The organism is Corallococcus sp. CA053C, assembly GCF_003611675.1.
Classification (GTDB): domain Bacteria; phylum Myxococcota; class Myxococcia; order Myxococcales; family Myxococcaceae; genus Corallococcus.
In genome coordinates, this window is record NZ_RAWA01000194.1 from 1 (window position 1) to 17829 (window position 17829).

Genomic DNA, 17829 nt, shown 5'->3' on the forward strand with positions numbered 1-17829 from the left:
CCACCACGCAGCCGCCGCGGCCGACGTCCGCGGCCGCCCCTCCGCCCCGGGCGGCCACGAGCCCAGGCATGCGAGCGGTGAGCGCCGCGCGCGCGGAGCCCCTGGAGAAGCAGAAGGTGGAAGGCCCGCTGGGCAAGCGCGTCGCCTCGGAGGCCTCCAACGTCGTCCTCAACACCTTCTCCGTCCTCAAGGAGCAGGTGGCGGGCTTCCGTCAGAGTGACCGCTTCTTCAAGTACAAGGCCGGCATCGTCGCGGGCTGGGTGGTGCTGTCCATCGCCAGCTTCGCCATCGCGTGTCCGGGCCGCTCCCTGGAGACAGGGGACATGGACGCGCGCCTGGTGCTCAGCGACAAGCTGGACCGGCCGTCGGTGACCATCTGGAACGAGAGCCAGGACGTCTGGCGCGACGTCACCATCATCGTGAACGACCAGTACCGGGCCGCGGTGGCGGAGGTGCAGCCCGGCAACTTCGTCACCATCACCCCCAAGCAGCTGTTGGGCGCTGGCGGCGTCACCGCGCCGGCGGACCTGCGCTTCCAGTCGCTGAAGATGCGCAGCCCGGACGACAACGCCGACCTCACCCAGGACCTCCAGGTGGAGTGGCAGCGCCTGCTCGCACCGAAGAAGTAACCCGGCATCCGCTGGCAGGGCCCGCTGACCCCGCAAACACGAAGGGCGCCCTCCCAAGCCGGGAAGGCGCCCTCGATGCTTTTTACGGCCCGACGCGAGTCGGACCGGAGGCGGCTAGCCCTCGGACTTGGTCTCGGCGGGCGCTTCCGTCTCAGCGGCGGCCGGGGCCTTCGCGGGACGGTCCACCAGCTCGATGAGGGCCATCTCCGCGGCATCGCCCCGGCGGAAGCCCAGGCGGATGATGCGGGTGTAGCCACCCGGACGGGAGGCGTAACGCTCCTTGTACTCGCCGAACACCTTCTGGAGGACCACGCGGTCCTTCACGGTGCGCGCCGCAAGGCGAACGTTGGACAGGCCCCCGCGCTTGGCCAGGGTGATGATGCGCTCCGCCAGCGGCCGGACTTCCTTGGCCTTGGGAACGGTGGTGCGGATGGCCCCGTGCTCCAGCAGCGAGGTGACCATGTTGTTGAGCATCGCGAGCCGGTGGCTCGTGGTGCGGTGCAGCTTCCTTTGTCCGACCTTGTGGCGCATGCGCGTGCTCCGGGGCCTCGTTGAGAACCCCACCACTCCGGCCGTGTCAGGTACCGGGTGGGAAGGACGGCCCCGACACCGGGGGCCGCCGTTGAATCGGGCCCTGTGTACCAGGGCCCCCTGCCCCGCGCCACCGTGAAGCCGTGTCGGTGGGGTGCGCGGGACAGGTGCTGCAACGACGGGAAACGACTGCGACTAGGCCTTGGGCGCCGCGGGAGCCGGCGCGTTCTTCGGCGGCCAGTTCTCCAGCTTCATGCCCAGCGACAGGCCCATCTCCGCGAGGATCTCCTTGATCTCCTTCAGAGACTTGCGGCCAAAGTTCTTCGTCTTGAGCATCTCCGCCTCGGTGCGCTGGACCAGGTCACCGATGGACTTGATGTTCGCCTGCTGCAGGCAGTTGGCCGAGCGCACGGACAGCTCCAGCTCATCCACCGAGCGGAACAGGTTCTCGTTGAGCTTGGCCTCTTCCTTCGGCGCCTCGGCGACGACCGGCTCCTCGGTCTCGTCGAAGTTCACGAACACCGTGAGCTGCTCCTTGATGATCTTCGCCGCGTACGCCACCGCGTCCTGCGGCACCACGGAGCCGTCCGTCCACACCTCGAGCGACAGCTTGTCGAAGTCCGTGACCTGACCGACGCGCGCGTTGGTGACCTGGTAGTTCACCTTGCGGATGGGCGAGAACAGCGAGTCGATGGGGATGGTCCCGATGGGCGCGCCCGGCACCTTGTTGGTGGACGCGGCGACGTAGCCACGGCCCCGGCGGCACGACAGCTCCATGCGCACCTTGCCACCCTCGGACACGGTGCAGATGTGGTGACCCGGGTTGAGGATCTCCACGTCCGCGTCCGCGATGAGGTCGCCCGCCTTGACCTCCTTGGGGCCCTCCACCTCGATGCGCAGCGTCTTCGGCTCGTTCGTGTGCATCCGGAGGAGGACCTCCTTCAGGTTCAACACGACGTCCGTGACGTCCTCGGCCACCTCGGGGATGGTCGTGAACTCGTGGTCCACGCCTTCAATCTTCACGGACGTGATGGCCGCGCCCTGCAGCGACGACAGCAGCACCCGCCGCAGCGAGTTGCCCAGCGTCGTCCCGAAGCCGCGCTCCAGCGGCTCCGCCACGAACTTCCCGTACGTGGTGCTGAGCGAGTCCTGATCCACTTCCATGCGGCGCGGCTTGATGAGGTCGCGCCAGTTCTTCGCAACGAACGTGTCAGCCATGTGTGCTGCTCCTCGGGTCGTGCGCCATCACCAACATCCCCGCCGGAGTGACGGGAGGACGGGCACGCGGGGGACTGCCTAACGGCGTCGGCCGGCGCGCGCAGGGCGCGCATTCCGGACGACCAAAGCAATGACGCCCCGGCCTCGTCGGCCAGGGCGTCCACTGCGGGAGGGGCCCGTTGAAGCGGGCCCGGCACCCAGACTACTTCGAGTACAACTCGACGATCAGCTGCTCCTGGATCGGCATGGTCAGGTCCTCGCGGTTCGGGACCGTCTTCACCGTGCCCTTGAACGCCTTCTTGTCCAGGTCGATCCACTGCGGAACGCCACGGCGGTCCACGGTCTCCAGCGCCTCGGAGATGCGCAGCACCTTGCGGCTCTTCTCCAGCACTTCCACGGCGCTGCCCGGCTTCACGGAGAACGACGGGATGTTCACCCGGCGACCGTTGACCTGGAAGTGACCGTGACGCACCAGCTGGCGCGCCTCGTTGCGCGTGTCCGCGAAGCCCATGCGGAACACCACGTTGTCCAGGCGGAGCTCCAGCTGCTGCAGCAGGTTCTCACCCGTCTTGCCCTTGGCCGCGGACGCGCGGTGGTAGTACCCGCGGAACTGGTTCTCGAGCAGGCCGTACATGCGCTTGACCTTCTGCTTCTCGCGCAGCTGCACGCCGTAGCCGGAGAACTTCACGCGGCCCTGGCCGTGCTGACCGGGGGGATAGGGGCGGCGCTCGATGGCGCACTTGTCCGTGTAGCAACGGTCGCCCTTGAGGTACATCTTCAGGTTCTCACGCCGGCAGATACGGCAGGCGCTCGCGGTGTAACGGGCCACGGAAATTCTCCTTGCAGATGGTCTGGAGCCGGCTCGCGAGGACGCGAGCCTGGCCCGAAGCGGTGATTAGACGCGACGGCGCTTGGGCTGACGGCAGCCGTTGTGCGGGATGGGCGTCACGTCGCGGATGAGGCTGATCTTCAGGCCGGCGGCGGCCAGCGCGCGCAGCGCCGACTCACGGCCCGCGCCCGGACCCTTCACGAACACCGTCACGGTCTTGAGGCCGTGCTCCATCGCCTTCGCCGCGGCGTCGCCAGCGGCCACCTGCGCCGCGAACGGCGTGGACTTGCGGCTGCCCTTGAAGCCGCGCGCCCCGGCCGACGACCAGGAGATCACGTTCCCGGACACGTCCGTGATCGTGATGATGGTGTTGTTGAACGTGGACTGGATGTGGACCACGCCGTTGAGGATGTTCTTCTTGCCCTTGCGCTTGTTCTTCTTCGCCGCAGGGGCCTCGCCGCCCTCGGCACCGGCCGGCGCGGCGGCGGTATTGATCTCGTCAGCCATGTGAATCGCTGCTCCTGGGAGTAGGTGATCAACGCCCGCACCTCACGAAAGGAGGCTGCGGGCGCCAGAGGGTTTAGCGGGCCGGAGCGGCCGGCTTCGCGCGAACGATGCCGCGCTTGGGACCCTTGCGGGTGCGCGCATTGGTGTGGGTGCGCTGGCCGCGGACCGGAAGACCCTTGCGGTGACGCAGACCCCGGTAGCAACCCAGGTCCATGAGCCGCTTGATGTTCATGGTCACTTCGCGCCGGAGGTCACCCTCGACCTTGTAGCTCGCCTCGATGATCTCACGGATCTTTCGAGCCTGCTCCTCGGTGAGGTCCTTGGTCCGAGTGGTGAGATCGATGCCCGCCGCCTCGATGATATCGTGCGCGGTCTTGTTACCGATCCCGTAGATGTACTGGAGCGAGATCACCGCACGCTTGTTGGGCGGCAGATCGATGCCGGCGATACGAGCCATCTTCGGTCTTCCTTCGTTTTGGAGTTGGTCTGAGGCTTACGGTCCCCGTGGGACCGTTAGCCCTGGCGCTGCTTGTGCCGGGGGTTGGAAGCGCAGATGACGCGCACGATACCCTTGCGGCGGACAACCTTGCACTTGTCGCAGATCTTCTTGACGGACGCCCGAACCTTCATGGAGCGAACTTCCTTCCTTCAGCGGAGAAAACACAACAGCCGGTCCGCGAAGGCGGCCGGCACGAATTACTTGGCCCGGTACGTGATCCGTCCGCGGGTCAGGTCATACGGAGACAACTCGACCTTCACCTTGTCGCCCGGGAGGATACGGATGAAGTGCATCCGCATCTTGCCCGAGATGTGCGCGAGCACCTTGTGGCCGTTGTCCAGCACCACGCGGAACATCGCGTTCGGTAGGGGTTCCATGACGGTCCCCTCGACTTCGATGGAATCATCCTTCGGCAAGCGTCAACCTTCTTCCCGGACCACGAACCTTCTGGAAGCGCGGCGGGATAACACTTTGGTCCGTAAGTAGCAAGCGCCGCGCGAATCGAAACTGGGACTCCTATCAACAACCCCTGACATCACCGTATTTCACCCCGGGTCCGGGAGGCCAGCAGGATCACCGGGTGAGCACTTCCGGTCCCCGCTCCGAAATCAGGATGGTGTGCTCGAAGTGCGCGGACAACTTGCCGTCCACCGTGACGGCCGTCCACTCGTCCTCCAGGACCTCCACGTCGGCCGTGCCCTGGTTGACCATCGGCTCCACCGCCAGGACCATTCCCGGCCGCAGCTTCATCCCCGCCCCCGCCTGCCCGTAGTTGGGCACCTGGGGCGGCTCATGGAGCTTCCGCCCGATGCCATGCCCCACGAAGTCCCGTACCACCGAAAACCCGCGGGCTTCCACATGGCTCTGCACCGCATGCCCGATGTCACCAAGGCGGTTGCCCGCCTGCATCACCCGGATGGCCTTCTCCAGGGACTGGCGGGTGGCGTCCACCAAGGCCTGGGCCTCGGGAGTCACCTTGCCCACCGGCACCGTCCGCGCTGAATCCCCGAAGAAGCCCCGGTACACCACCCCGAAGTCCAGCTTCATCAGGTCCCCGGCCACCAGGCGCCGCTTCCGGCTGGGGATGCTGTGGACCACCTCCTGGTTCACGGAGGCGCAGAGCACCCCCGGGAAGCCGTGGTAGCCCTTGAACGCCGGCCTAGCGCCCTTCTTGGCGATGAGCTTCTCCGCCAGGGCATCCAGCTCCCAGGTGGAGACGCCTGGGGCCACGGCCTTCTCCAGCTCGTCCAGGATCTCACAGACGATCCGCCCTGCTTCCCGCATCAGGGCGATCTCGTCCGGGCTCTTGATCTCCACCGGGTTCATGCGCCTCTTTCCCTACCAGCATGCTGCTTTCGGGAACCGGTGAACGGGGGGACGGCAGTCCGGACCTTCCCTGCCCCCGCCCCGCTGCCTGGTGCCTGCTCAGGCAGGACGGCCAGCGGCCTTCTTGATCTCCTCGTAGATACCCTCGGGAGACCCGACGCCGTCCACGCTCTTGAGGAGCCCCTTCTGGGCGTAGAAGTCCTTCAGCGGGGACGTCTCCGCGTCGTACTTCCGCAGGCGCCGCTCGATGACCTCGGGCGTGTCGTCCTCGCGCTGCACGAGCTCGGTGCCGCACTTGTCGCACACGCCCGCGCGCTTCGGAGGGCTCTGGGTGACGTGGTACACGGCCCCGTCATTGGGGCACACGCGCCGCCCGGACCCGCGCTCGACGAGCGTGGAGTGCGGAACCTCCAGGGACACGACCGCGTTCAACTGACGACCCAGTCGGGTGAGCATCCGGTCCAGTGCGTCCGCCTGCCCAGGGGTGCGTGGGAAGCCGTCGAGCACGAAGCCCTGGGCCACGTCCGGCTCTTTCAGCCGCTCTTCCACGATGCCGATGACGACGTCGTCCGGCACGTACTGCCCCGCGGCCATCAGCGGCCCGGCGACCTTGCCCAGCGCCGTGCCATCCTTCACGGCCTTGCGCAGGATGTCCCCGGTGGAGATCTGCGGGATGTGGAAGTCCGCGTAGAGCTTCTTCGCCTGGGTTCCCTTCCCGGCGTTTGGCGGCCCCAACAGGATGAGGTTCATGTCGCTCCTTTGCACCAGCGTCCATCCTTGAACGACGAGGCGCCCCTCCCCACCATTGGAGAGAGGCGCCCGGAACACAGCCACCCGTCGTCAGGCCGCCACGCGGACCCGACCACGGATGCGCGGACCGCGCGGACCCGCGAAACCCTCGTAGTTGCGGCTGATGAGATGACCCTCGATCTGCTGAACCGTATCCAGCGCAACGCCCACCACGATGAGGAGCGCCGTGCCACCGAACGTGAAGCGCACACCCAGCACGCTGCTGATGACCGACGGAATCACGCAGATGATGGCCAAGTAGATGGCGCCACCGAACGTGAGCCGGTTCAACACGCGCTCGATGAACTCCGCCGTCTGACGACCCGGGCGGATGCCGGGGATGTAGCCACCCTGCTTCTTGATGTTGTCCGCCACGTCATCCGGCCGGAAGGTGAGCGCCGTGTAGAAGTAGGAGAAGAACACCACCAGCAGCACGAACAGGCCGTTGTAGACCCAGAGGCTGCCCTCGATGCTGCGCTGGAAGCCCTGCAGGAAGGGGAACCACGCGCCCAGCGTCGCCGGGAACGACAGCACCGCGCCGGCGAAGATGGGGGGAATCACACCCGAGGCGTTCACCTTCATGGGGAAGTACGTCGCCTGCCCCGCGAACATCCGCCGGCCCGCCATGCGCTTGGCGTACTGGATGGGCACCCGCCGCATGCCCCGCTCCACGTAGACCACCACGCCGATGATGAGCAGCATGAAGAACAGCAGGCCCAGCACCGCGGCCGCGTTCACCACCTCCTGTGTCGTCAGGTCCAGGAGCGTCTTCGCGCCGGGCAGCACGCGCGCCACGATGCCAGCGAAGATGATGAGCGAGATGCCATTGCCAATGCCGCGCTCGGTGATGCGCTCACCCAGCCACATGATGAAGGCCGTGCCTGCCGTGAGGCTGACGACCGTCATGAAGGTGAACCAGAGGTTGTCGTTGGGCACGACCACCTGGTTGAAGCCACCCTGCCCCGCGTCGGAGCGGCCCAGCGAGGCCAGCCACCGCGAGATGCCGATACCCTGCACGATCGACAGCACGATGCTGCCGTAGCGGGTGTACTGGTTGATCTTCTGACGGCCCGCTGCGCCTTCCTTCTGGAGCCGCTCCAGGCTGGGCACCACCACCGCCAACAGCTGGAAGATGATGGAGGCGCTCACGTACGGCATGATGCCCAGACCGAAGATGGACATCTGCTCCAGCGCGCCGCCGGAGAAGAGGTTGAACAGCGACACCAGGCCGCCCGATTGCTTCTGGGCGTCCATGAACGCGTTCATCGCGGAGCGGTCCACGCCCGGCGTGTTGATGAAGATGCCGATGCGATAGACGGACAGCAGCACGAGCGTGTACGCAAGCCGGCTGCGCAGCTCCGCGATGCGGAAGACATTGGCGAAGGCGTTCAGGGCCACGGGAAAGCCATCCTCTTCAAGAGGTTCTGCCAGCAACAACAAACGCCCCTCTCCGGTTCCGGAAAGGGGCGCGGAAGCCTACACAAGGCTGAGGACGCGCACCACATCAGCGTGATGCGCGCCTATCACGCCTACGCCCGGGGCTGGCGAGGGGCCTTGACGCCCTTGCCAGAGTGGGCCTTGGAGGCCGACTCGGGCTTGTGCGCCATCAGCGGAAGCTCTTCCACGGAGCCCCCCGCCTTCTCGATGTTCTCGCGAGCCGCCGCGGACACCTTGTTCACGCGCACGGTGAGCTTCTTGGCGAGCTCCCCGTGGGCCAGAACCTTCACTCCGTCATAACGGCCCTTGACCAGGCCCGCCTGCTTCAGCGCGGCCTCGTCCACCGTCGTGCCCGCGTCGAACACGTGCTCCAGGTCACCCAGGTTCACCACCGCGTACACGGTGCGATTGGGTGGGTTGAAACCGAACTTCGGAAGGCGGCGCTGCAGCGGGCTCTGACCGCCTTCGAAGCCTTCGAATCGCATGTTGCCGGAGCGGGCCTTCTGGCCCTTGCCGCCGCGGCCAGCCGTCTTGCCGAGGCCGCTACCCTGGCCACGACCGACGCGCTTCTTGCGGTGCCAGGAGCCCTCGGGACGCTTCAGGTTTGTCAGGACACTCATGTTGGATCCTCGTTCCTCAGGCCTTGGCCTTGGCGGCCAGGTGCTCCAGGGCGCGGTCCCGGGCGACGATCTTCCGGGGCTTGCGACGCTTGGGCGCCGGGGCCTCCTGGGTGACCGTCTCCAGGGAGACCAGGTGCTTCACCTTGAACACCATGCCGCGCACCGCCGGGGTGTCCTTCAACAGCCGCTCGTCACCGAACTTCTTCAGACCGAGACCACGGATGGTGGCCAACATGTCCTCGGAAGAACCCGAGAAGCTCTTCATCAGCTTGACCTTGAGCGCCATGGCTAGCCCCTCGCCTCGCCCGCGAGCTTCTGCGTCTCGACGTCCTTGCCACGCAGCCGCGCGACCTGCTCCGCGCTGCGCAGCAGCTTCAGGCCGGCGACGGTGGCCTTCAGCACGTTGTGCGGATTCCGCGAACCCTGGCTCTTGGTCAGGATGTTCCGGATGCCCGCCGCCTCGAGGACCGCGCGCACCGCACCACCGGCGATGACGCCCGTACCTTCGCTGGCCGGCTTCAGGAGCACCCAGCCGGCACCGAAGTGCCCCAGGATCTCATGAGGAATGGTGTGACCCATGCGGGGAACGCGGAACAGGTTCTTCTTCGCGTTCTCGCCGCCCTTGCGGATGGCCTCGGGGACTTCGTTGGCCTTGCCCAGGCCCACGCCCACGTGCCCGTTGCCATCGCCCACCACGACGAGCGCGGCGAACGAGAACCGACGGCCACCCTTCACCACCTTGGCCACGCGGTTGATGTTCACCACGCGGTCGGTCAGGTCCAGATCGTTCGGATTGATCGGAGTTGCCACTTGAGGAATTCCTTTCTGGTACCTAGAACTTCAGGCCGGCTTCGCGCGCGGCGTCGGCCACGGCAGCGATGCGCCCATGGTAGGGGAAGCCGTTGCGGTCGAAAACCACCGCGTCGACATTGGCGGCCTTGCACTTCTCCGCGATGAGAGAACCCACCCGCTTGGCGTCGGACTTCTTGTCGCCCTCGTCCTTGCCCTTCAGCTCCTTGGACAGGGACGAAGCATACGCCAGCGTGCGGCCGGTGGAGTCATCCACCACCTGCGCGTAGATGTGCTTGAGGCTCTTGTACACCGTCAGCCGAGGGCGCTCGGTGGTTCCCGAGAGCTTCTTGCGGATGCGGTTCTTCCTCTTGAGACGCTGATCGACCTTGGACATGGCTGCTTCCTTTTCCGTCCGGCGGCGATGCGGCCTTCCGCCGCCGGATGATTCCGCCTGGCCCCAGGGCCCGGCAGGGTTGAACTATCGGCGAAGACGGGACGACGACTACGTCGTACCGGTCTTGCCCTCCTTGCGACGGATGCGCTCCTCGGCGTACTTGATGCCCTTGCCCTTATAGGGCTCCGGCGGACGCAGCGAGCGGATATTGACCGCCGTGGCGCCCAGGGCTTCCTTGTCCGCCGAGCGGAGCGTCAGCCCCACCGTGGGAAGGCTGTCCTCGGTGCGAGACGCCTTGTCGACTTCCGCGGTCACGCCCTCCGGCAGGTTGAACACCACCGGGTGGGAGTAGCCGAGCGAGAAGTGGATCGCCTTGCCCTTCACTTCCGCGCGGAAACCAACGCCGCGGATGTCCAGGCGCTTCTCGAAGCCCGTCGACACACCCTTCGCCGCGTTGGCGAGGATGGTGCGCGTGAGGCCGTGGAGGCTGCGGGCCTCGCGAGAATCGTCCTCGCGCTGCACCGTCACCTGGCCGTCCTTGACCTCCACCTTCACCTTGGCGGGGAGCCTGACGGACAGCTTGCCCTTGGGGCCTTCGAAGTTGACCTGCTGGTTGGCGACATTGACCTTCGTCTTGTCGCCAAGCTTGATCGCCAGTTTTCCAATCCGACTCATGATTGCCTCGTGCTGTCGTCGCCTGGGGCGCGCTCCTCGCGGGGCGCAACACCCAGACTCCTGGCTAGTAGACCTTGCAGAGCAGCTCGCCGCCGACCTTCTGCTTCCGGGCCTCGGTGTCCACCAGGATGCCGCGCGAAGTGGAGAGGATGGAGATGCCCATGCCTCCCAACACCTGCGGGATCTCGCGGACCGCGACATAGCGGCGCAGACCGGGCTTCGACACGCGGTGGATGCCCGTGATGGCAGGGCTGCGGTCCGGGCCGTACTTCAGCTGGACGGAGATCTCGCTCTGCGGCGCGAGCTCGTGGATGGTGAAGTCCCCGATGTAGCCCTCGTCCTTGAGGACCTTGACGATCTCGACCTTGAGCTTCGAGTGGGGGATGACGACCTTGTCGTGCCGCGCGCGTGAGGCATTGCGCAGGCGGGTCAGCATGTCGCCAACGGGATCATTGACCGGCATGAAACACCTTCCGAAGCGGCGTCCCCTTCAGGGCGACTCCGCGCTCGCAACCACCACGCCTGCCGGGCCCATCCCGGGGGTTCGCGGTGACTGCCACTGCTCTTCTTCTGCTTCAGCGGTGTGACGCCCTGCCCTCTTCAGGACAGGGCCAGCACCGCGGGTCCAACGCCTACCAGGACGACTTGGTGACGCCGGTGATCTCGCCGCGCAGCGCACGGTGGCGCAGGCAGATACGGCACATCTTGAACTTGCGCAGGAAGGCGCGAGGACGACCGCACAGCGGGCAGCGGTTGTACTGGCGCACGGGGAACTTCAGCTTGCGCTTTGCCTGGGCAATCTTGGAGAGCTTGGCCATGATCGATGGGAGTCCTGAACTCGGTCCTACTGACGGAACGGCATGCCGAAGTGACGCATCAGCGCCAGTCCCTGCTCGTCGTTCGGGGCGGTGGTGACGAAGCTGATGTTGAGCCCCTTCACCTTCTCGATCTGATCGTAGTTGATTTCCGGGAAGATGATCTGCTCGCGCACTCCGAGCGTGTAGTTGCCCTTCCCGTCGAAGGCCTTCGGGGACACGCCCTTGAAGTCACGCACGCGCGGCAGCGCGACGGAGATCAGGCGGTCCATGAACTCGAACATACGGTCGCCGCGCAGCGTGACCGCGGCACCAATGGCCTGGCCCTGGCGCAGCTTGAAGTTCGCGATGGACTTGCGCGCGCGCGTCACGACCGGCTTCTGGCCGGTGATGGCAGCAAGCTGGTCCACCGCCGACTCCAGGATCTTGTTGTTGGCGAGTGCCTCGCCCAGACCCATGTTGACGACGATCTTCTCCAGCCGCGGCACTTCCATGGGGTTGTCGAGCCCCAGCTCCTTCATCAGCGCGGGAACGCCTTCCTTGCGGAAGCGGTCCTTCAGGCGCGCCGAGCGGGCCTTCAGGCCCTCCTCGATGTTCGCGGCGAAGCCGACCTTCTTGGCTTCTTCCTTGCGGCCGCGCTTCTTTTCCTTCTTTTCCTTCGGTTCGGCCTTCTTCTCGTCAGCCATTTTTCAGTCCTCTGCTTCGGAGCGCCGTCGTGGACCCAGCGCGCCCGATCAGTCCTACTTCTGGAACCTGGAAACACCTGGAAGGCTCAACAATTTCAGCCTTCCAGACGTGCACGCCCGCCTGCCCCACCTCAAGGTGGGTCAAGGGGCGCGCATACATGCCCGAACACGGACCCCTAGTCAATCAGGGCGTCACACTGCTTGCAGAACCGCTTGAGGGACTCGCCCTCCGTGCGGATGCCGACGCGGGTCGGCTTGTCACACTTGGCGCACACCACCTGGACGTTCGAGAGCGCGATGGTGCCCGGCTTCTCGATGATGCCGCCCTCGGGGCTCTGCGGCGTCTTGCGCATGTGGCGCTTGACCAGGCGCAGGCCCTCGACCGTCACGCGGCCCGCCTCCCGGTCGACCTTCAGCACCTTGCCGCGCTTCGTCGCCGGCGTCTTCTCCGAGCGCTCGGACCCGGAGATGACCTGGATCGTGTCACCGACTTTCAGCTTCTGCATGGCTTCCTCACTCTGGCTGTTCGCCGTCAGACCTGCGTCCTCTTAGAGGACCTCGGGCGCCAGCGAGATGATCTTCATGAACTTGCGGGCACGCAGCTCACGGGCGACCGGCCCAAAGATGCGCGTCCCGATGGGCTCCAGGTCCTTGTTGATGAGGACCGCCGAGTTGCCGTCGAACTTGATGTAGCTGCCATCCGCACGACCCACCTCGCGACGGGTGCGGACGATGACGGCCTTGGCCACGTCACCCTTCTTCACCTTGGAGTTGGGCAACGCCTCACGGATCGACACGACAATCACGTCGCCGATGGAGGCATACTTGCGCTTGGAGCCGCCGAGAACCTTGATGCAAAACACCTTCTTGGCGCCCGAGTTGTCGGCCACATCGAGCACACTCTGCATCTGAATCATGTGAAGTCTCCTCTTGCTCGAACCAGGCCGCTCGCTTCATGGCGCGCGGACCCGGTGTGGCCTACCTAGACGTTCTTGCTCTTCTCCAACACCTCGACCACGCGCCAACGCTTGTCCTTCGAAGCGGGCTTGGTCTCGGCGATGCGCACCCGGTCACCCTCGTTGATGGTGACCTTCTTCGGGTAGTCGTGATCCTCGACGTGCGCCTTGTACTTCTCGCGCAGGCTCATGATCTTCCCGTACTTCGGGTGGGGAGCGCGGCGCTGGACGGTGACGACCACCGTCTTCTGCATCTTGTTGGAGGTGACGATGCCCACGCGGGTCTTGGGACGACCCCGGGTGGAGGTCTCGGCAGCGGGCGTTTCGGTCGCTTCAGCCATGTTGGTTCTCACTGTCTGTCATGCACCCGGGCCCTCTGCCCGGATGGCCGCGGACGCCCGGTGAGCCCGGACGCCATCGCGGATGCACTGCTACAACTACCCCGCCTTCGCGGCCCGGGCCTTCTCGCCCAGGACGGTGAGGATGCGGGCCAGATCCTTCCGATGCTGCACGCCCTCTGCAGGGCTGTCCAGCGAACCGGTCCGGCGCTTCAGTCGATCCTGGACCAGCGTGTCGCGCAGCTCCTTCGCGCGATTCTGCAGGTCGTCCGTCGACAGGTCCTTCAATTCCTTCGCAGTCGCCATCTTGTCTCCTCGGCGCGATACGGACGCCCTCCCTGTTACGAGGGGGGACGCCCGCCGCGGTGCGTGACTACAGCGAGAGATCCTTGCGCTGCACGATCTTGGTGAGCAGCGGCAGCTTCGCCTGCGCCAGCTTCAGCGCCCCTCTGGCGATCTCGTTCGTCATGCCCTCCATCTCATAGAGGACGCGACCCGGCTTGACCACCGCGACGTAGTACTCCACGCCACCCTTGCCGGTACCCATTCGGGTCTCGGCGGGCTTCTTCGTGATGGGCTTGTCCGGGAAGATCCGGATCCAGATCTTGCCACCGCGCTTCACGTGGCGGGTCATCGCGATACGAGCCGCCTCGATCTGTCGCGAGGTGATCCAGCCCGGCTGGAGGCTCACCAGGCCGAACTCACCATACGTGAGGTCGCTGCCCCGGTGGGCCGCGCCGCCCATGCGGCCCTTCTGCATCTTTCGGTATTTGGTTCGAGCAGGCTGAAGCATCGTCGCTGTCCTTCATGCCTCACGGGCAGGGCGGGTCTTTCAACCCACCCCGCGGAGGGCGTCTTACCGGTTGGTGGGCAGGGGGGCCTGGCCGCCCTTACCAGGGAGGACCTCGCCCTTGCAGATCCAGACCTTGCAGCCAATCTTGCCGTAGGTCGTCTTGGCCTCGGCGAAGCCGAAGTCGATGTCCGCACGAAGGGTGTGCAGGGGCACGCGGCCCTCGCGGTACCACTCGTAGCGCGCCATTTCGGCGCCACCCAGGCGACCCGAGCAGGCGATGCGGATGCCCTTGGCCCCGAACTTCATCGCCGTCTGCAGCGCCTTCTTCATGGCGCGGCGGAAGGCAATGCGGCGCTCGAGCTGCGTGGCGATGTTCTCCGCCACGAGCTGCGCGTCCGTCTCGGCCTTGCGGACCTCGACGATGTTCAGGAAGACCTCGTTCTTGGTGAACTGCTGCAGGTCCTTCTTGACGGTCTCGATGCCCGCGCCGCGCTTGCCGATGACGATGCCCGGCCGAGCGGTGTGGACGTTGACCTTCACCTTGTTGGCGGCGCGCTCAATCTCCACCTTGGAGACGCCCGCGTGATTCAGTGACTTCTTCACGAACTCGCGGATGCGAATGTCCTCGTGGAGCCACTGGGCGTAGTTCTTGTGCTCGAACCACTTGGAGTCCCAGGTCTTGATGACGCCGAGCCGGAACCCGATCGGATGTACTTTCTGTCCCAAACTGATTCTCCTTGGTGCGTCCGGGCAGGGCCCGACGGGTCCTACTTCTTGGCGTCTGCCAACACGACGTGGACGTGGGCGGACTTCTTCTGGATGGGCGTCGCGCGCCCCATGGCGCGCGGCATGAACCGGCGCTGGGTGGCGGCCTGATCCACGGAGATGGTCTTGACGTAGAGGGTATCCACGTCGACCTGCCCCTTGGACAGATCCGTCGCGTTCGCGACGGCGCTCTTGATGAGCTTCTCCACCGGCCGCGCAGCAGCGCGCGGGGTGAACTTCAGGATGTTCAGGGCGGCCTCAACAGGCTTGCCCCGGATGAGCGCCGCTACGAGGGAAAGCTTGCGCGGGCTCATGCGCAGGTGACGCAGATGTGCAGTCGACTCCATGGTCATCTCCTCAGGCTCTCAGGCGTGCGAACGGGCTACTTGCCCGGGGCCTTGGCGACCTTCTTCTCCGCCGAGTGGCCACCGAAGGTACGCGTCGGGGCGAACTCGCCGAGCTTGTGGCCCACCATGTTCTCCGTGACGAACACCGGAATGAACTTCTTGCCGTTGTGCACGGCGAAGGTGTGACCCACGAACTCAGGGAGAATCGTGGAGCGCCGGGACCAGGTCTTGACGACCGCCTTCTTGTTCGCAGCGATCATCCCCTCGATCTTCTTGAGGAGGTGATCATCAACGAACGGACCCTTCTTGATCGAACGAGCCATGTTTCAAATCCTCTTACTGGCTGCGCGCGCCCTGACGGCGGCCGCTCACGATGAATTTGTCGGTGCGCTTGTTGGTGCGCGTGGTGAGGCCCTTGGTCTTCTTGCCCCACGGAGACACCGGGTGCGGGTTACCCTGGCCGGACTTGCCTTCGCCACCACCGTGCGGGTGGTCAACGGGGTTCATCGCCAGACCGCGGACGGTGGGACGGATGCCCAGCCAGCGGCTCTTGCCCGCCTTGCCGATGCGAATGATTTCGTGCTCGATGTTGCCCACCTGGCCCACGGTGGCGCGGCACTCGATGAGCACCTTGCGCACGGCGCCCGACGGCATGCGGACCTGGGCGTAGCGCTCTTCCTTCGCCATCAGCTGGCCGGAAGTGCCCGCGGAGCGGATGACCTGGGCGCCACGGCCCGGCTTCAGCTCCACGTTGTGGATGACGGTGCCCACCGGGATGTTCTGCAGCGGGAGGCTGTTGCCAGGCCGGATGTCGGAGGAGGCGCCGGCGAAGACGGTGTCGCCCACGCTCAGGCCGACGGGGGCCAGGATGTAGCGCTTCTCGCCGTCCGCGTAGTGCAGGAGGGCGATGTTCGCGGTGCGGTTCGGGTCGTACTCGACGGCGACGACCTTCGCAGGCACGCCGTCCTTGTCCCGACGCTTGAAGTCGATGGTGCGGTAACGACGCTTGTGACCGCCACCCTGGTGACGACGGGTGATGTGCCCGTGAACGTTGCGGCCACCCGAGCGCTTGAGCGGCTCGGTGAGGGCCTTCTCGGGCGAGTCCTTGGTGATGTCCGCGAAGTCGGACACCGTCATCAGACGGCGGGCGGCGCTGGTCGGCTTGTACTTCTTGATGCCCATGGTGTGTTCCTCGTCTCAGGCTGATCTGTCGCCAGTGGCGTCAGACCGCCCCCCCCTCGAAGAGTTCGATCTTGTCACCTTCCTTGAGGGTGACGACCGCCTTCTTGAAGTTGGGGCGCTGGCCGATGCTCTTGCCCACCCGCTTCGTCTTGCCGCGCACGATGTTGGTGTTGACACCTTCCACCGTGACCTTGAACAGGGCCTGCACCGCGCGGGACACGTCGTGCTTCGTGGCCTTGCGGTCCACGATGAACGAGTACTGGCGGAACTTCTCGCGGGCCTTGTCCAGCTTCTCCGTGATGAGCGGCCCCTTGATGACGTCGTTCAGATTCATGACAGGGACCCCTCAAGCGCCTTGGCGGCCGCGGAAGTCAGGACGAGGTGCGAGTGCTTGAGCACGGACTCGAGGTTCAAACCCTCGGGCGGCAGCACGTCGAACTTCGCCAGGTTGCGCACACTGCGGTGCAGGTTGGTGTTGCCGCGCTCGTCGATGATCAGCGCGTTCTGGAGCTTCAGACGCCGGGTGAGGACCTCGAAGGCCTGCTTCGACTTCGGGGCATCCAGCTTGAAACCGTCCAGGATGATGAGCTGCTTCTCCTGGGCGCGCAGGGACAGGACGGCGCGCAGCGCCCCCCGACGAACCTTGCGCGGCGGACGGTAGAAGTAGTCACGGGCCTTGGGGGCCATCGCCTTGCCGCCGCCCACCCAGTGGGACGCACGGATGGAACCCTGACGGGCTCGGCCGGTGCCCTTCTGCTTCCAGGGCTTCTTGCCGCCGCCACTGACGAGCGAGGTGTTCTTCACCCCGACCGTTCCGCGGCGCCGGTTGATCTGCTGCATCTTCGCCACCTCGTAGAACAGGTGGGTGTTCTGCTCGGCACCGAAGATATCGTCGGAGAGTTCGATCTCCGAAACCTTCTTCAAATCCAGGTCGACTACGTCAAACTTCGCCATGGCACTTTCCTCGGGGGTCAGAGTGAAACCACTCCGACGCCATCCCGCTTCCTAGGACTTGATCTCGACGTCAACGCCGGCAGACAGATCCAGCTTCATCAGCGCATCCAGCGTCTGCTGGGTCGGCTCAAGGATATCGAGCAGGCGCTTGTGCGTGCGGATCTCGAACTGCTCGCGGCTCTTCTTGTCCACGTGCGGCGAACGCAGCACGGTGAACTTGTTGATGCGCGTCGGCAGGGGGATCGGACCGGCCACCTTGGCGCCCGTGCGCTTGGCCGTCTCGACGATCTCCCCAGCACTCTGGTCCAGGAGCTTCGAGTCGTACGCCTTCAACCGGATGCGGATCTTCTGTGTCGCCATTCGAAAGAACCTCTTTGAACGACCTCTGAACCGAGAGGCGGTACGCCCGTCAACGCCTGGATTTCAGAGAACCGTTTCTTCGGAACGAAGGGGCGCGGTGTGTACCACCACACCCCATGGGTTGCAACTGGATTCCCACCTGCTCTCCAGAACTGCCCAGAAGGGCATTCCGGAGAGCCCGGTGGCCTGAGTGCTACGCGATGATTTCCGCCACGACGCCCGCGCCCACCGTGCGGCCGCCTTCACGAATGGCGAACCGCAGCTCCTTGTCCATCGCCACCGGGGTGATGAGTTCCACCTCGATCGCGATGTTGTCGCCCGGCATCACCATCTCGACGTTCTCCGGCAGCTTCACCGTGCCCGTCACGTCCGTCGTGCGGAAGTAGA

General features: G+C 65.6%; 31 protein-coding genes and 1 pseudogene. 1 reads left to right on the forward strand and 31 read right to left on the reverse strand.

Features of this window, described 5'->3' with window-relative positions; genetic code table 11:
- The coding region (locus D7V97_RS23950) for a hypothetical protein (protein WP_368668957.1) at positions 1-629 on the forward strand (629 nt) is incomplete at its 5' end.
- 114 nt (positions 630-743) lie between these two features.
- On the opposite strand, the gene rplQ is transcribed toward D7V97_RS23950, so the two are convergent.
- The 31 genes and pseudogenes from rplQ to tuf form a co-directional block, all read right to left on the reverse strand.
- The gene (gene rplQ, locus D7V97_RS23955) at positions 744-1160 is read right to left on the reverse strand and encodes a 50S ribosomal protein L17 (protein WP_120532350.1); all 417 of its coding nucleotides are present in this window, start codon (positions 1158-1160) and stop codon (positions 744-746) included.
- Between the two features lie 195 nt (positions 1161-1355).
- Positions 1356-2378, reverse strand: a complete 1023-nt coding sequence (locus tag D7V97_RS23960; RefSeq protein WP_120612981.1) for a DNA-directed RNA polymerase subunit alpha — start codon at positions 2376-2378, stop codon at positions 1356-1358.
- Between the two features lie 202 nt (positions 2379-2580).
- Positions 2581-3207 (reverse strand): 30S ribosomal protein S4, encoded by a 627-nt coding sequence (gene rpsD / locus D7V97_RS23965; protein ID WP_120612982.1) that lies wholly within the window; start codon positions 3205-3207, stop codon positions 2581-2583.
- A 66-nt stretch (positions 3208-3273) separates the two neighbouring features.
- Positions 3274-3714 carry a 30S ribosomal protein S11 gene (rpsK, locus tag D7V97_RS23970; RefSeq protein ID WP_120532353.1) on the reverse strand — a complete coding sequence of 147 codons (441 nt, stop codon included), beginning with the start codon at positions 3712-3714 and terminating at the stop codon, positions 3274-3276.
- 73 nt (positions 3715-3787) lie between these two features.
- Positions 3788-4171: a 30S ribosomal protein S13 gene (rpsM, locus tag D7V97_RS23975; protein WP_120532354.1), complete on the reverse strand. Its 384-nt coding sequence runs from the start codon at positions 4169-4171 to the stop codon at positions 3788-3790.
- Positions 4172-4227: 56 nt separating this feature from the next.
- Entirely contained in the window at positions 4228-4344 is a 117-nt protein-coding gene (gene rpmJ, locus D7V97_RS23980; protein ID WP_002633586.1) for a 50S ribosomal protein L36, read from the reverse strand.
- 66 nt (positions 4345-4410) lie between these two features.
- Positions 4411-4629 carry a translation initiation factor IF-1 gene (gene infA, locus D7V97_RS23985; protein ID WP_002614803.1) on the reverse strand — a complete coding sequence of 73 codons (219 nt, stop codon included), beginning with the start codon at positions 4627-4629 and terminating at the stop codon, positions 4411-4413.
- A 157-nt stretch (positions 4630-4786) separates the two neighbouring features.
- Positions 4787-5539: a type I methionyl aminopeptidase gene (gene map, locus D7V97_RS23990; protein ID WP_120612983.1), complete on the reverse strand. Its 753-nt coding sequence runs from the start codon at positions 5537-5539 to the stop codon at positions 4787-4789.
- A gap of 99 nt (positions 5540-5638) precedes the next feature.
- Complete coding sequence (locus tag D7V97_RS23995; RefSeq protein WP_120612984.1) at positions 5639-6289, reverse strand: adenylate kinase; 651 nt, start codon at positions 6287-6289, stop codon at positions 5639-5641.
- A gap of 90 nt (positions 6290-6379) precedes the next feature.
- On the reverse strand, positions 6380-7726 hold the full coding sequence (gene secY / locus D7V97_RS24000; RefSeq protein ID WP_120612985.1) for a preprotein translocase subunit SecY: 1347 nt from the start codon (positions 7724-7726) through the stop codon (positions 6380-6382).
- Between the two features lie 131 nt (positions 7727-7857).
- Positions 7858-8385, reverse strand: coding sequence for a 50S ribosomal protein L15 (rplO, locus tag D7V97_RS24005; protein WP_120612986.1), 528 nt, complete (start codon positions 8383-8385; stop codon positions 7858-7860).
- Between the two features lie 16 nt (positions 8386-8401).
- Complete coding sequence (gene rpmD, locus D7V97_RS24010; RefSeq protein ID WP_120612987.1) at positions 8402-8671, reverse strand: 50S ribosomal protein L30; 270 nt, start codon at positions 8669-8671, stop codon at positions 8402-8404.
- Between the two features lie 2 nt (positions 8672-8673).
- Complete coding sequence (gene rpsE, locus D7V97_RS24015; protein ID WP_014395877.1) at positions 8674-9195, reverse strand: 30S ribosomal protein S5; 522 nt, start codon at positions 9193-9195, stop codon at positions 8674-8676.
- A gap of 22 nt (positions 9196-9217) precedes the next feature.
- Positions 9218-9571, reverse strand: coding sequence for a 50S ribosomal protein L18 (gene rplR, locus D7V97_RS24020; protein ID WP_120532359.1), 354 nt, complete (start codon positions 9569-9571; stop codon positions 9218-9220).
- 108 nt (positions 9572-9679) lie between these two features.
- Positions 9680-10246, reverse strand: coding sequence for a 50S ribosomal protein L6 (rplF, locus tag D7V97_RS24025; protein WP_120612988.1), 567 nt, complete (start codon positions 10244-10246; stop codon positions 9680-9682).
- Between the two features lie 64 nt (positions 10247-10310).
- Positions 10311-10709: a 30S ribosomal protein S8 gene (rpsH, locus tag D7V97_RS24030; RefSeq protein ID WP_120612989.1), complete on the reverse strand. Its 399-nt coding sequence runs from the start codon at positions 10707-10709 to the stop codon at positions 10311-10313.
- Positions 10710-10878: 169 nt separating this feature from the next.
- Positions 10879-11064 (reverse strand): type Z 30S ribosomal protein S14, encoded by a 186-nt coding sequence (locus D7V97_RS24035; RefSeq protein WP_120523541.1) that lies wholly within the window; start codon positions 11062-11064, stop codon positions 10879-10881.
- A 26-nt stretch (positions 11065-11090) separates the two neighbouring features.
- Entirely contained in the window at positions 11091-11747 is a 657-nt protein-coding gene (gene rplE, locus D7V97_RS24040) for a 50S ribosomal protein L5 (protein ID WP_120612990.1), read from the reverse strand.
- A 176-nt stretch (positions 11748-11923) separates the two neighbouring features.
- Complete coding sequence (gene rplX, locus D7V97_RS24045) at positions 11924-12253, reverse strand: 50S ribosomal protein L24 (RefSeq protein WP_120612991.1); 330 nt, start codon at positions 12251-12253, stop codon at positions 11924-11926.
- A 42-nt stretch (positions 12254-12295) separates the two neighbouring features.
- Positions 12296-12664, reverse strand: a complete 369-nt coding sequence (rplN, locus tag D7V97_RS24050) for a 50S ribosomal protein L14 (RefSeq protein WP_014395870.1) — start codon at positions 12662-12664, stop codon at positions 12296-12298.
- A gap of 65 nt (positions 12665-12729) precedes the next feature.
- Positions 12730-13056, reverse strand: a complete 327-nt coding sequence (rpsQ, locus tag D7V97_RS24055) for a 30S ribosomal protein S17 (RefSeq protein WP_169821648.1) — start codon at positions 13054-13056, stop codon at positions 12730-12732.
- 84 nt (positions 13057-13140) lie between these two features.
- Positions 13141-13347 (reverse strand): 50S ribosomal protein L29, encoded by a 207-nt coding sequence (rpmC, locus tag D7V97_RS24060; protein ID WP_120612992.1) that lies wholly within the window; start codon positions 13345-13347, stop codon positions 13141-13143.
- A 67-nt stretch (positions 13348-13414) separates the two neighbouring features.
- The gene (rplP, locus tag D7V97_RS24065) at positions 13415-13834 is read right to left on the reverse strand and encodes a 50S ribosomal protein L16 (protein WP_120543255.1); all 420 of its coding nucleotides are present in this window, start codon (positions 13832-13834) and stop codon (positions 13415-13417) included.
- Positions 13835-13897: 63 nt separating this feature from the next.
- Positions 13898-14560, reverse strand: a complete 663-nt coding sequence (gene rpsC / locus D7V97_RS24070; RefSeq protein ID WP_120532367.1) for a 30S ribosomal protein S3 — start codon at positions 14558-14560, stop codon at positions 13898-13900.
- Between the two features lie 41 nt (positions 14561-14601).
- Entirely contained in the window at positions 14602-14946 is a 345-nt protein-coding gene (gene rplV / locus D7V97_RS24075) for a 50S ribosomal protein L22 (protein ID WP_120532368.1), read from the reverse strand.
- A 35-nt stretch (positions 14947-14981) separates the two neighbouring features.
- Complete coding sequence (gene rpsS, locus D7V97_RS24080; RefSeq protein ID WP_014395864.1) at positions 14982-15269, reverse strand: 30S ribosomal protein S19; 288 nt, start codon at positions 15267-15269, stop codon at positions 14982-14984.
- A 13-nt stretch (positions 15270-15282) separates the two neighbouring features.
- A complete protein-coding gene (gene rplB / locus D7V97_RS24085; protein WP_120532369.1) occupies positions 15283-16128 on the reverse strand; it encodes a 50S ribosomal protein L2 in 846 nt (281 codons plus the stop codon).
- 40 nt (positions 16129-16168) lie between these two features.
- Positions 16169-16462, reverse strand: coding sequence for a 50S ribosomal protein L23 (locus D7V97_RS24090; RefSeq protein ID WP_120532370.1), 294 nt, complete (start codon positions 16460-16462; stop codon positions 16169-16171).
- Positions 16459-17082 (reverse strand): 50S ribosomal protein L4, encoded by a 624-nt coding sequence (gene rplD / locus D7V97_RS24095; RefSeq protein WP_120612993.1) that lies wholly within the window; start codon positions 17080-17082, stop codon positions 16459-16461. Before rplD ends, D7V97_RS24090 begins: the two co-directional genes overlap by 4 nt.
- A 51-nt stretch (positions 17083-17133) precedes the next feature.
- On the reverse strand, positions 17134-17442 hold the full coding sequence (gene rpsJ, locus D7V97_RS24100; protein WP_002633608.1) for a 30S ribosomal protein S10: 309 nt from the start codon (positions 17440-17442) through the stop codon (positions 17134-17136).
- A gap of 193 nt (positions 17443-17635) precedes the next feature.
- Positions 17636-17829: pseudogene (gene tuf, locus D7V97_RS24105) on the reverse strand (elongation factor Tu); the annotation flags it as partial.

What these genes read in the sequence shown, in the direction of transcription:
- rplP (WP_120543255.1), bottom strand. Translation starts at nt 13,834, where the DNA reads ATGCTTCAGCCTGCTCGAACCAAATACCGAAAGATGCAGAAGGGCCGC.
- map (WP_120612983.1), bottom strand. Translation starts at nt 5,539, where the DNA reads ATGAACCCGGTGGAGATCAAGAGCCCGGACGAGATCGCCCTGATGCGG.
- rplQ (WP_120532350.1), bottom strand. Translation starts at nt 1,160, where the DNA reads ATGCGCCACAAGGTCGGACAAAGGAAGCTGCACCGCACCACGAGCCAC.
- rpsS (WP_014395864.1), bottom strand. Translation starts at nt 15,269, where the DNA reads ATGGCTCGTTCGATCAAGAAGGGTCCGTTCGTTGATGATCACCTCCTC.
- D7V97_RS23960 (WP_120612981.1), bottom strand. Translation starts at nt 2,378, where the DNA reads ATGGCTGACACGTTCGTTGCGAAGAACTGGCGCGACCTCATCAAGCCG.
- rplR (WP_120532359.1), bottom strand. Translation starts at nt 9,571, where the DNA reads ATGTCCAAGGTCGATCAGCGTCTCAAGAGGAAGAACCGCATCCGCAAG.
- rplF (WP_120612988.1), bottom strand. Translation starts at nt 10,246, where the DNA reads ATGAGTCGGATTGGAAAACTGGCGATCAAGCTTGGCGACAAGACGAAG.
- rplE (WP_120612990.1), bottom strand. Translation starts at nt 11,747, where the DNA reads ATGGCTGACGAGAAGAAGGCCGAACCGAAGGAAAAGAAGGAAAAGAAG.
- rpmD (WP_120612987.1), bottom strand. Translation starts at nt 8,671, where the DNA reads ATGGCGCTCAAGGTCAAGCTGATGAAGAGCTTCTCGGGTTCTTCCGAG.
- D7V97_RS23995 (WP_120612984.1), bottom strand. Translation starts at nt 6,289, where the DNA reads ATGAACCTCATCCTGTTGGGGCCGCCAAACGCCGGGAAGGGAACCCAG.
- rplD (WP_120612993.1), bottom strand. Translation starts at nt 17,082, where the DNA reads ATGGCGAAGTTTGACGTAGTCGACCTGGATTTGAAGAAGGTTTCGGAG.
- D7V97_RS24035 (WP_120523541.1), bottom strand. Translation starts at nt 11,064, where the DNA reads ATGGCCAAGCTCTCCAAGATTGCCCAGGCAAAGCGCAAGCTGAAGTTC.
- rplX (WP_120612991.1), bottom strand. Translation starts at nt 12,253, where the DNA reads ATGCAGAAGCTGAAAGTCGGTGACACGATCCAGGTCATCTCCGGGTCC.
- rplB (WP_120532369.1), bottom strand. Translation starts at nt 16,128, where the DNA reads ATGGGCATCAAGAAGTACAAGCCGACCAGCGCCGCCCGCCGTCTGATG.
- rpmC (WP_120612992.1), bottom strand. Translation starts at nt 13,347, where the DNA reads ATGGCGACTGCGAAGGAATTGAAGGACCTGTCGACGGACGACCTGCAG.
- rpmJ (WP_002633586.1), bottom strand. Translation starts at nt 4,344, where the DNA reads ATGAAGGTTCGGGCGTCCGTCAAGAAGATCTGCGACAAGTGCAAGGTT.
- rplO (WP_120612986.1), bottom strand. Translation starts at nt 8,385, where the DNA reads ATGAGTGTCCTGACAAACCTGAAGCGTCCCGAGGGCTCCTGGCACCGC.
- rpsM (WP_120532354.1), bottom strand. Translation starts at nt 4,171, where the DNA reads ATGGCTCGTATCGCCGGCATCGATCTGCCGCCCAACAAGCGTGCGGTG.
- D7V97_RS24090 (WP_120532370.1), bottom strand. Translation starts at nt 16,462, where the DNA reads ATGAATCTGAACGACGTCATCAAGGGGCCGCTCATCACGGAGAAGCTG.
- rpsH (WP_120612989.1), bottom strand. Translation starts at nt 10,709, where the DNA reads ATGCCGGTCAATGATCCCGTTGGCGACATGCTGACCCGCCTGCGCAAT.
- rpsK (WP_120532353.1), bottom strand. Translation starts at nt 3,714, where the DNA reads ATGGCTGACGAGATCAATACCGCCGCCGCGCCGGCCGGTGCCGAGGGC.
- rpsJ (WP_002633608.1), bottom strand. Translation starts at nt 17,442, where the DNA reads ATGGCGACACAGAAGATCCGCATCCGGTTGAAGGCGTACGACTCGAAG.
- rplN (WP_014395870.1), bottom strand. Translation starts at nt 12,664, where the DNA reads ATGATTCAGATGCAGAGTGTGCTCGATGTGGCCGACAACTCGGGCGCC.
- rplV (WP_120532368.1), bottom strand. Translation starts at nt 14,946, where the DNA reads ATGGAGTCGACTGCACATCTGCGTCACCTGCGCATGAGCCCGCGCAAG.